This is a genomic window from Mesorhizobium sp. M0408 (assembly GCF_040321495.1).
Classification (GTDB): Bacteria; Pseudomonadota; Alphaproteobacteria; order Rhizobiales; family Rhizobiaceae; genus Mesorhizobium.
Genome location: NZ_JAMYRO010000064.1, coordinates 1 through 10,637 on the forward strand (window position 1 = coordinate 1; position 10,637 = coordinate 10,637).

7 protein-coding genes and 4 pseudogenes are annotated in these 10,637 nt (G+C 59.3%); 4 read left to right on the plus strand and 7 right to left on the minus strand.

What is annotated here, in order from left to right; genetic code table 11:
• Nucleotides 1-403: 403 nt before the first annotated feature.
• A complete protein-coding gene (locus NKI67_RS33390; protein WP_352649090.1) occupies nucleotides 404-796 on the plus strand; it encodes a response regulator transcription factor in 393 nt (130 codons plus the stop codon).
• A gap of 120 nt (nucleotides 797-916) precedes the next feature.
• Here NKI67_RS33390 and NKI67_RS33395 read toward each other — a convergent pair.
• From NKI67_RS33395 to NKI67_RS33415, 5 genes and pseudogenes are all read right to left on the minus strand, one after another.
• A pseudogene (locus NKI67_RS33395) lies at nucleotides 917-1,072 on the minus strand (ATP-binding protein); the annotation flags it as partial.
• 1,399 nt (nucleotides 1,073-2,471) lie between these two features.
• On the minus strand, nucleotides 2,472-4,106 hold the full coding sequence (locus NKI67_RS33400; protein WP_352649092.1) for a sensor histidine kinase: 1,635 nt from the start codon (nucleotides 4,104-4,106) through the stop codon (nucleotides 2,472-2,474).
• 416 nt (nucleotides 4,107-4,522) lie between these two features.
• On the minus strand, nucleotides 4,523-4,903 hold the full coding sequence (locus tag NKI67_RS33405; RefSeq protein ID WP_352649094.1) for a hypothetical protein: 381 nt from the start codon (nucleotides 4,901-4,903) through the stop codon (nucleotides 4,523-4,525).
• A 6-nt stretch (nucleotides 4,904-4,909) separates the two neighbouring features.
• Nucleotides 4,910-5,041, minus strand: a pseudogene (locus NKI67_RS33410) (GMC oxidoreductase); the annotation flags it as partial.
• Between the two features lie 366 nt (nucleotides 5,042-5,407).
• Nucleotides 5,408-5,671 (minus strand): annotated as a pseudogene (locus tag NKI67_RS33415) (phage integrase N-terminal SAM-like domain-containing protein); the annotation flags it as partial.
• A gap of 489 nt (nucleotides 5,672-6,160) precedes the next feature.
• Between NKI67_RS33415 and NKI67_RS33420 the strand changes: the two are divergent.
• The 3 genes and pseudogenes from NKI67_RS33420 to NKI67_RS33435 all read left to right on the plus strand — a co-directional run.
• Nucleotides 6,161-6,412: a hypothetical protein gene (locus NKI67_RS33420; RefSeq protein WP_352649096.1), complete on the plus strand. Its 252-nt coding sequence runs from the start codon at nucleotides 6,161-6,163 to the stop codon at nucleotides 6,410-6,412.
• A 678-nt stretch (nucleotides 6,413-7,090) separates the two neighbouring features.
• On the plus strand, nucleotides 7,091-8,410 hold the full coding sequence (locus tag NKI67_RS33430) for a glucoamylase family protein (RefSeq protein WP_352649098.1): 1,320 nt from the start codon (nucleotides 7,091-7,093) through the stop codon (nucleotides 8,408-8,410).
• Between the two features lie 132 nt (nucleotides 8,411-8,542).
• A pseudogene (locus NKI67_RS33435) lies at nucleotides 8,543-9,128 on the plus strand (acetate/propionate family kinase); the annotation flags it as partial.
• 349 nt (nucleotides 9,129-9,477) lie between these two features.
• Here NKI67_RS33435 and NKI67_RS33440 read toward each other — a convergent pair.
• On the minus strand, nucleotides 9,478-9,636 hold the full coding sequence (locus tag NKI67_RS33440) for a glutamate--tRNA ligase family protein (protein ID WP_502909385.1): 159 nt from the start codon (nucleotides 9,634-9,636) through the stop codon (nucleotides 9,478-9,480).
• Between the two features lie 51 nt (nucleotides 9,637-9,687).
• Complete coding sequence (locus NKI67_RS33445) at nucleotides 9,688-10,137, minus strand: DUF983 domain-containing protein (RefSeq protein WP_352649100.1); 450 nt, start codon at nucleotides 10,135-10,137, stop codon at nucleotides 9,688-9,690.
• Nucleotides 10,138-10,637: the final 500 nt, after the last annotated feature.

A 10,637-nucleotide genomic window follows, 5' to 3' on the forward strand; every position in this document is an offset into this window, starting at 1 on the left:
CCGCTCGCGAAAATGAGGACAAATACATCACCAATGCCGTTCTGGCGAAGATTGCGCAGGAGCCGGTCAAAGGCCAACGGCTGTTCATCAGGACAACCAACCTCGATGCCGATCGCGCCATCATCTGGACGCGTCCAAAGGGGTGGGACGATCATACGAAGGCTTACAGCGCTGGGACTGGTCCTAGAGTTCCCCGCTGCGATCCCGCGACTGCTTTGGCCCGGCGGAAGCGTCGATCACAAGCCATGCCGAATTGGCTTCGCGATCATCGTCAACATAAGCCAAAGTTTACGACGCACGGGCGGCACACGGGTGCCATTCTCTCAGACGACTCGATGCGGAGCGCCACTGTAGTTGCATAACTGGCTGCCCGCACGACGGGTCTGCGAATGGCTATAGGCGCATGATGAACAAGGCACTGGTGTCGGTTGTTGAAGATGATCGGTCCTTTCGTGAGTCCATGGGTAGGCTCATGAGAGCGCTGGGCTATACTGTCGAGATTTTTTCGTCTGCAACCGAATTTCTCGCGTCCCCGCGCGTCGCCGAAACAGCCTGTCTGATCGCCGACATCAACATGCCTGTCATGACGGGGCTCGAGCTCCATCGACGCCTCATCGATACGGACCGCGCGATACCGACAATTCTCGTGACCGCTTTCCCCAATGATGTTGACCGGGCTCGCGCCATGAACGACGGGGTCGTATGCTACCTGGGCAAGCCAGTTGACGAAGAGCGTCTCACCCAATGCGTTTGCGCAGCTCTGAGGTCCGGTGACCCACCTGAAGCGGACTCGTGAGTTCGCCGTCGGTGCCGGGCAAGGTGAACTGAAATACAGCGCCACGAGGCTCATTCGCTTCCGCGCACAGCTTGCCCCCATGAGCATGATTGAGCGGCATATCGACAGCCCCATGCCTGTCCCACTCGACTTCGTGGTGTAGAAGGCGTCGAAGACTCGATCGAGACGCGCCGAATCAATACCGGGACCGGAATCGCGCACCGCCACGAAGACGCCTGCCAGATCTTGTTCGGTGCTGATCAACAGCTCTCTTGGTCCCTCCTCAACCAAGCCCATTGCCTCAGCCGCGTTCAGAAATCAGGTTCAGCAAGACTTGTTGTAGCTGAACGTGATCTCTCAGAACCTTAGCCAATTCTGCCGATAGCCGGATCTGGACCGAAACACCATTCCCGTCGGTCACGCTTCGGGCCATTATGATCACCTCATTGATTGCCGCATTAAGAACGAAACGCTCTTTTCGGAGCGCCTTCTTGATTTGCTCTCGGATGCGATCGATGATTTCTCCGGCTCGATCGGCCTCGCTAGCGACACAGGAGAGCGCTTCTCTGACCTCGCCTGGTCCGGCGGCTGCATCTCCAGAAAATTCTGGGCCGCCCGTGCGTTATTGCGGGCGCTAAGGCGACTGTGCTCAACTCAGACGGTGGTTCGGTACATGGGGCCATCGCTTTGGGCCGTGCAATCCGACAACTTGGGCTCGACACCACTGTCGGGCGAGTGATTGATCTCAAAAGGAACGGGGATATCGCTCGAGCTAAGCTTTTATCGGATGCTGACTGCAAATCTATGTGCGCATTCGTACTCATCGCCAGACTGCACCGGTCGGTACTGCCTCAGGCACGGGTCATGGTTCACGAAATTTGGCCCGGTGATCGCCGCCAAGACGCGCAATCTGCAAGCTACTCTGCGGATGATCTCGCGCTTGTCCAGCGAGACATTGGTGCGCTCGTCATACACACCAGCGAGATGGGCGGATCGATGGAGTTGCTGGAGCAGGCATTGCGGATTGCGCCGTGGGAGCCGAAGCATCGGCTAACGGGCCAGGAGGTTCGGTACATGCGGATTGCTATCAACGCACCCCGACCCTAGCCGAAGCGCCGCTAAGATAAAATTATGATCTCGCCACTCACGTCATGAGCAGATTTCAATCAATCAGTTTCCTCTCTTCTTGGCACCGACCGAGTCGCCGTGAGTCAGCCGCTTATGATGCTTCATGTGACGGCTCGCGTAAGCGAATGCCGCTGCACCACGGTCCGGGGGGCTGACATGGTATGTCCATATGCGCCATTGGCTTCTCGAGCAGCAGCTGATCGATCACATTGCCGGTGCCCCAGCCGGCGCTGTAAGACTGTGCCAAGCTTGGCGTGGCCGCTGCTAGCACGAGGAAAGCCGCTACCATAATTATCTTTCATTGGTTTCTCCTGTCCCTGCACACGGTGCTGCGATACCATTCTCTGGACCGCCGGCAGGTAGAGTTTCCCGGCTTTCTCACGATGGCGGGCTGGCGGTGCCGTAGTGGCCACATTCGAAACGGTCTCTCGGCAACCGCTCTCCGCTTTCCCAGGAAACGAGCTGGGATCGGAAATGGCGCATGAGGCACGCTTTGGTTGCCCTCGGGAAGGGCGGCGTCAAGTTCATTCCGGAGAGCGGCGGCGGCGCAGGCGTGAGGAATGAAACGCTAGTGCTGCCGGTGGGCGGGCAGCGTGAAGTGAAAAATGGCACCTCGGGGCAGATTGGCGGTCACCCACAACTGCCCCCCATGGGCCTCTATGATCGACCGGCAAATCGACAACCCCATCCCCATCCCGTGCGCCTTGGTCGTAAACTGCGGTTTGAATATCAGATCGATAGTGCTCGGCTCGACGCCCTTCCCCACGTCTTCCACCGACACCATCAGAATGCTGGAGTCGCAGACTTTAGACCTTAAGGAAAGTACCCGGTCCCCATCTTCAGTGGCCATTGAATCGATCGCGTTCGTGATCAAATTCACGAGCACCTGCTGCAGCTGAACCTCGTTGCCCTCTACCGGTGGGAGCGATTGGTTGTAGTCGGTTTGAACCGCTACCCGATGTTTCTGCAGGTCGTAGCGCACGAGCGCCAGAGCTTCGCGGATCAGATTGTTGACGTCGAGCGAAGTCCGGATTCGTGCTTCGGTCTTGAAAAGCGTCCGAATATTATCGATCACCGCGCCCATACGGTGCCCGTTGTTCACGATTTGCTGTAATGCGGCTTTGGCCTCATCGATGTTGGGCGTCGCGCGATCAAGCCAGCGCAGGCTCGTACTGGCGTCCATAGTCATCGCCGACAATGGCTGCTTGATCTCGTGCGCCACGGTGGCTGCGACCGCGTCCCCCGTCAGCAGACGCACCTCGCGCTCGCGGCGTTGGGCAACGACTGCGCGCAGCAGTTCACCGTATAGCATCGTCACTTCTTTCATCAGGGTGAGCAGCACAAAGCTGCCGGAAAACACGCCGTAAACTCGCCCGGCATACCAGCCGACGCTAAAGCGGTACGGGATAGGAAAGGCGGTGAGGGCGATCTCGATGATGTATGCGAATAAGACCAACATCAGCCAGAGATCGAGCACCGAGCGGTGCCGCAGCCATAGCAAGACAAGCGCGACGACGAATAATCCCGTCATCGGTCCGACCACGTAGTACCAGAGATAGGAAACCTCCGCTGTGTCGAGCATGATGCGCGGGAGGAACGCATGGCCTGCTGTAACGAAAACTGTTGCGCAACAGACGAGCGCAGTAACTGATCCGACGGTCGTAAAGACCCTCGCACGAATGGAGCGTGGCGACAGCGCCCCCATCGGATCGGCATCCTTCAGCAGTGTATAGACGATCGCGAACAGGGCGAAACCGGCGTGGGACAGGACATAGAGCCAAACCGTACTCTGGAGCCCGCCGCCAAGGCCGCCCTCCGGCGCCAATATGCCTGGAAATGTGAGGGTCCAAGGAATTGCGATGAGCGCCGTCAGGAAATAGCCATTCGCTAGTGCGAGGAGCGCATGCGAGCGTAGGACGGAAAACTGCGCGAAGAGCAGGGCTGCGGTGATAGAGTCGATGACGAAAATCGCAGTGCCGTAGGCGGGTATAAAGGCGTCAACCCGCCTCAGTGGCAGGCCAGAGAGCGGGCCTGCCACGATGACAAAGACAACGAGCAGCACTAACACAACGCCAAGCGCGAACCGCCTTTGAGCGACGCTAGGCGAAAGATTCGAGAGCACAAACTCATCCGCCCGTAAGCCGGCCGCTGACCCTTCCACAAACATATTCGCCTCACGTCGAAAGCCCGCGATGGGCGGCAATTTCGAGTTCGCCAGCCTCTAATTCGCAATCAGACTTCCAGAATGTGGTGCCTTTCCTACTTGCCGACGAGATCGTCCGATCTCACTAGCCCGAAGTCGCAGGGCGCTCCGACCACAATCTAATGCAAGCGATCACTTTCGCCAATGCCGACACAAGGTGAGTGCAAATGAGCGATAGGGACGTCTCCCTGACCTAACCCGCCGAAAGATGCGCAGCCCGCTATGGCCCAGCTTATCCTAGCTTTACCGTCTGTCGCCGCTGTTAGTGTTTCTAGTGCGGTCGCAGTGGATCAGCCATGGTCTCGCCAATACCGCTCGCTCGGTCTGACCGCGCTCTTAGGCTGAATCGACATTCATCGCATCCATAACATAGCGCAGGCGAGTTGGATGAAGCTGAGGAATGGATGGCACGTCGGTCATAGCGTGTGGCTAAGCGGCGGAAGGTGGTCGATCCGGACCGGGAACGCGGCACCGGAGGGTGGCATCGCGTACACCTCGCCGTGCGTCTGGGTGTAAACCCGGCCACGGAGCGTCTGGTTCATGGCATGGTCCCAGACGGCCTTCGACGGATAGCATATGAGGGCAAACTCGTGTGGCAGCCCGGCGGCAGGTTGGGACAACACGCCAGGAAGATACGCTGCTAGGCCCATGGGTTGCAGCATGTAAGAGGTGCCGGGCATGAATGTCTGCCCCAGTTGGCGGAAGAACGCCGGCTCGGCAAGTTGGGCATTTGGGAAACCACAAAACACTCGGACAGCCTCTGTGGGCGTCGCGTAAGAAAGGGTGGCGTCGTGCATCTCGTGCTAAAGCTCCGATGCGAGTTGACGCGCCTGTCTACGGGACAGCGCGACGATGGTGAGGTGCGGATTGGCGGGCGAAACCGACGGCCAAGTGGCCGCGTCACATACAACCAGTCCCTTGATAGAGCGAACTCGGCCGTACTCGTCTCATGGAGGCCGCCCGTTCGACGCCCATGATCATGCCACCCGCTACATGGTGGCTCGCGCCCAACGGCATGGTCTGGGCCGGCGCTGGCAGAGTGCCAATCGCCACCCGGACCGGTTCCAGCGCAGTAATCTGACTTTGAGCAAGGCTCTGATCGTCCGCGTCAAGCGCCATATGCACCTTGTAGGCACCCGGCCGATCGCCGCCAAGACCTCGAGATAGTTCTCGAGTGGCGGCTGGATGGGTGCAAAGCTGCGCACCATCGCAGCATAGTAGGGACTGGTGTCGGGGTTCCAGTCGCTAGTTTCCTTCAGCAGGAATAGATTGTCGGACGGCAGATGGATCTCGATCTGATAGATCTCAGCATGGCCGAGCGTCACGCCGTAGAAGAACCGCAATGCGCACACCGTCTGGTTCAGCGCAGGCCACGAGATCCCGGTGGAGACCAGATGCACCTGGAAAGCGCGGTCGTCTTCAAGGCCAAGCCGGTCCGGAGAGCGTCCGAAATGGCGGGAAAACTTCGCCACCGCGTGTACGTAGGATCGTTGCGTGGCCGGCGACAGATTGCGGATCGTCATGTCCTGGATCATGCGCCGACAAAGTGGGCTCAACCCGACCATCTCATTGCTCCTGTTCTCGAGATTGCGCTTCAACAGCCGCAATCCTTCAAAACAGAAGCGTCACCCGCAAACCGATCCGCCAAATGCCGCGATAGCGGCTTCGTTCAATCCCAATTGTTCCGATTTTCCAAACGGCCTCTGACGACATCAACGAACAGCCTGGCGATGAACGATGGCCGATAATCGAAGCGCCCCGATCCAATCCTAGGTTGGCTTGCGTCTATGAGAGCTTGCCTGTCTGGGCTAGCCACATCTCTTTGCGTGCCTGCCTACACCTTGGTATCGCATCACAGACGATGTGTATCGCATCACAGACCTTGTGTAGAATAGATTTGCGGCCCGGATCGGCGCATTTTCTTCGCAAGCCATCACGGTCATCGAGTGTCGCCGCTCCTTCGCTCGCCCCTCCCCGAATGCGACCGTGCAGGTCGACGCGATGATCGTGATGGTGAGCCCGATGTTCAAAGCCACCCACTGTGGATGGATGCGATGAGTAAGGATGGACTTTTTTCCGTTGGCGGACCCCGCCGCGACGTCTTCTTCTTGGCCGGCTTAAGCGTCGCAGTTGCAGCCGGACGACATCTCGCTGCTTCGGCCACGAGCCGAAAACAAAACCTTCCCGCCTCCGGGACGCCGCACGGCATCGCAGTCGCGCACCGGGATCAGATGAATGCCGACCTGCTCGCCTTCATCTCAGACCACGATGACGCGTCGTCAGCAATTCCATGGATGAGCCAATGACAATCTTTGGCAACCTTTCGCGCGGCTTGAACCGCATGTCAGGCGGCCCGCAAGGCCAAACGTTGTGCGCTCGCATAGCCGAGCGGTGGCCCGAGTGTTTGTTCTGTCGGCTTATGTCTCGGATTGTAGAGCCGAACCACTGCGCAATCGAGCTAGCGCGCTGGGATAGGCGCGGAACGCCCCCTGCGGCACGGCCGCCGTACGAATGGCAACGGCCTCTAGCGACACCATGTGGACCATCATGGCGAACTGGCCGCTGTACTTACGCGCGCGTCGATCTCGACCGAGGGAATTCATCGTCGTCCGAAACGGCCGTTCCGGAGTTGTTGGGGACCTCTGACCAAAGCCTGCGCTTTACGAAGGCGATCGCCAACGTTCGGCCGCGCGAAAATCGGTAGCCGTTTGCAAGCATGTCCATCTCAAGAGTCTTAATCGGCGCGAGAATCTTCGTGGGCAATTTGAGAACATGGTCGAGCCCCATGTCGTCAGCGCCGATGTCTACGGCGCACCACCACATACCGGACGTGGCGGCTGGACATGGTATACGGGATCGGCCGGCCGGAGTCTGCCGCGGGGTGCATTCGATTGTGCTGGATGACGAACCGCTGACGGACACAAAAGTGCCGCTTACCAATGATGGTCGTTTCCACGACGTCCGAGTGATCCTCGGCTAGACATATGTCCCAGATGCTTTCGACCGCGCCAGAACTGCTTCGGATGCCCACCGACCAGGATCTCGCCCGTCTGCAGTTCACGACGCTGCTGTACTATCTCCACGGCACCAACCCCGACAACGGACTCGTTCGCGACAAGACCGAGCAAGGTGCTCCGGCAAGCATCGCCGCAATCGGGATGGCGCTGGCAGCGATTCCGGTCATCGTGGAACGCGGCATCATAATCCGGCAGTTTGCGGCCAAGATCGCCCTGAGGCGGCTGGAATTCCTGCTGCGATGTCCCCAGGGACCAGAGCCCGACGCAACCGGCTACAAAGGGTTCTTCTATCATTTCCTCGACATCGAAACCGGCCGCCGGGTCTGGCAGTGCGAACTGTCCACCATCGACTCGGCATTCCTGTTCGCCGGCGCACTGACTGTCGCCACATACTTCGACGGCCAGACAGCCGAAGAGGCGGAGATTCGCAGGGTCGCCAATGCACTGTACGAGCGGGCGGACTGGAACTGGGCCTGCGACCGCGGTCTTACGCTGACCCATGGATGGCGGCCGGAAAACGGCTTTATTCCCTACCGGTGGCGCGGTTACGACGAGGGCCTTCTGCTCTATATTCTTGGCCTTGGGTCGCCAACCTATCCATTGCCGCCCGAAGCCTATTTTGCCTACACCGAAACGTACGACTGGAGGAACATCTACGGACGCGAACTACTTTATTCAGGCCCGCTTTTCACCCACCAGCTTTCGCATATGTGGATCGACTTCCGGGGTATACGCGACCGGTTCATGCGCGACCACAACAGCGACTATTTCGAGAACAGCTGCCACGCGACCTACGTCCAGCAGGAATATGCCATCCGCAATCCGCTCAGCTTTGTCGGCTATGGCGAACATTGCTGGGGGTTCACGGCAAGCGATGGACCCGGTTGGGTCAAACGCAATGTCGATGGCGTGGAAAGGGAATTCTTCGACTATATCGCCCGCGGCGCGCCTTTCGGACCGGACGACGGGACTGTCTCGCCGTGGGTGGTAGTCGCTTCATTGCCCTTCGCTCCGGAAATCGTCATTCCGACCGTGTGGCACTTTGCGCGAATGAAACTCGGCATGACCCGTCTCTACGGATTCAAGCCATCTTTCAACCGGACCTACAAAGTAGAAGGCAGTGATACGGGATGGTGGGTCAGTCCCTGCCATTTCGGCATAGACCAGGGCCCGGTCGTGCTGATGACGGAAAACTACAGGACGGGCCTACTCTGGAACATCATGCGCCGGTGCCGGCCGATCGTGACCGGGCTGCGCAGGGCCGGATTCGCGGGGGGCTGGCTGTAGGATGCAGGCAGGCGTTTCATCGCATGGGAACAGCCCGGGTGTTTGGCACATGTCGGACAGTAGAAGCCTTCAGGAAGCGGGCAGACAAGAATGTGCGCCGCCATGCTGCGTTCTTTGTTAGCACGTGACGCCATGGATACGATCCTCGTCGTCAACGCCGGATCTTCAAGCCTGAAATTCGAGGTGTTTGCCATCGGAAGAGGCCCGAGAAAGGTTCTCCCTACCCTCGGCTATGCGAGTCGTCGGAGCCTGGCTGCGTGAGAGGCACCAGGGCCGGCTTGTTGCGGCTGGCCACCGCGTCGTCCACGGCGGCCCCGACTACGCCAGCCGGTGCTGATCAATAAAGAAGTCCTTCGCGATCTAGAACGCTACGTGCCGCTAGCTCCGCTGCATCAACCGAACAGTCTTGCACCGATCCATGCGGTGGTGGATCGCCGGCGGACCTGCCCCAAGGTTGCCTGCTTCGATACTTCGTTCCATCGAGGGCATAGTCTCGTAGCAAACCAACTACGCAATTCCCGAGCACTTCTTCGCCGAGGGTGTGCGGCGCTACGGCTTTCACGGCTTGTCTTATGAGTATGTCTTCGGGCGTCTCTGCGAAGTGGCACCGGAGATTGCGAACGGCCGGGTTATCGTGGCACATCTCGGCAGCGGTGCGTCTCTGTGTGCCATTTCCCAAGCTCGCAGCATCGAAAGCACGCTCGGCTTCACTGTCGTCGGGTTCGAAGCATCGTTCGTCAACCTGCTCAAGCTTGGGTTCGTCCTTCCCGGGCGCAGCGCAAGCCTCAATGGTTGCGAGCTGCGCTCGATCCGCGATGGCCCCTAGGACGGACGGTTCCCCCCGGGTGTTCGTGTTGTTCCTTGCACGCGACTTCGCAAGCGATGGCAGCGACATCGTCGATAGCCAGGTCGGACTCGCCGTCCGGAATGCCTATCCGATCCTGGCCATTGCGGACGAGAGAGACCAGATTCCGCCGGTGCTGGTCGGCGCCGAAAAGCTGGCGTTCCGAAGGCTTTCCCGCTGGAGACAAAATGGCAGGCCCAAGCATAGAGCTGCTCGAAATAGTCTAAGGCGAAATGCAGTGCCCTGTGCCCAGTCGCACGTCACGCTTGATAGCATCGGCGTACACCGCCTTCTCCTTAGCGTGGTTCGTGTCATCGAGGCAGCGGCCGCCAAATTCTTTTGCTAGCTCGTAGTTCAGAACGATCGACCTTGCGTGGCCCAGGTGGAGGAAGCCGTTTGGCCCTAGAACTCCGACGGTTGCGACAACGTCGGCTCACGCGCCGGGGTCGTCGGGCGGATGCTCTCCGAAACCGTGCATCTTGAGTGACCACTGCAGCGCCACGACGGCGCCCTTGACCGGCTGAAGGAGGGCTAGCGAGGCCAAGATCGAAATCGGAAGGTAGACTGCGAGTTGGAACGCAAGCGACGGTGCGTAGTCCTCCTCGATCCAGAGAATGACGGGGATCAAGACGTGGCCGATGATGACGATCACCAAGTATGCCGGCAGATCGTCAGCCCGATGGCCCGTGAAATCGAGGCCGCAGACAGAACAATGGTCGCCGACCTTGAGAAACGCGCAAAACAAGCGACCGCGACCGCAGCGCGGGCATCTTCCGCGAACCCCCCGCCGAAGGGAGAGGCCGACGTTCCGGCCGGCGGCAGTCTCTGCAGACGTCCAATCCTTGTCTTGACTTCCAATCGGGCCCGCAATCGTCGTGGCCATTGCTGTTCTCCTACTTCGCAGGCAACACAGTAGTCAACGACGCCACGCAAACATCATGCAGATGGGGCATGTAGTCGATAACCCTTCGTGATCGCGCCGGCCCGCGCTCGTCTCTTCCGCCTCCCGCCTCCGATTTATTTCAGATATTGGGAAGAGGGTTCTTTTGCTCGGCGTGATATGCACCGAGCCTGGACTGCTATCTTGCGGGCGGCTACGTCGACATTAGGTGTTGCGACGCGGACCGAGCAGTCACCGCCGGCCGCGGTGGCCGCGCGGCACGCACAGTGACGGCACGTCCCTGACTGTGCGACTCCGGTGCGTCGTGATCGGTCCGTCGCGAATCCGGCTGTCGAGGTTCCGGGCCTCCTGTTCACGCGCGTCGGCATGGGCTCGCGTGATTCATAGAGTTTCGCCCTCAAATTCGGCAGCAACCACTACTCGGTCAGGCGCAACTGGGTGATTGTTTAGCGTCTTCAGTCGAAGGCAACGAAGACCGAACC

Excerpts from the sequence above, each read along its gene's own strand:
- NKI67_RS33390 (WP_352649090.1), top strand. The coding sequence starts at position 404 with ATGATGAACAAGGCACTGGTGTCGGTTGTTGAAGATGATCGGTCCTTT.
- NKI67_RS33405 (WP_352649094.1), bottom strand. The coding sequence starts at position 4,903 with ATGCACGACGCCACCCTTTCTTACGCGACGCCCACAGAGGCTGTCCGA.
- NKI67_RS33420 (WP_352649096.1), top strand. The coding sequence starts at position 6,161 with ATGAGTAAGGATGGACTTTTTTCCGTTGGCGGACCCCGCCGCGACGTC.
- NKI67_RS33430 (WP_352649098.1), top strand. The coding sequence starts at position 7,091 with ATGTCCCAGATGCTTTCGACCGCGCCAGAACTGCTTCGGATGCCCACC.
- NKI67_RS33445 (WP_352649100.1), bottom strand. The coding sequence starts at position 10,137 with ATGGCCACGACGATTGCGGGCCCGATTGGAAGTCAAGACAAGGATTGG.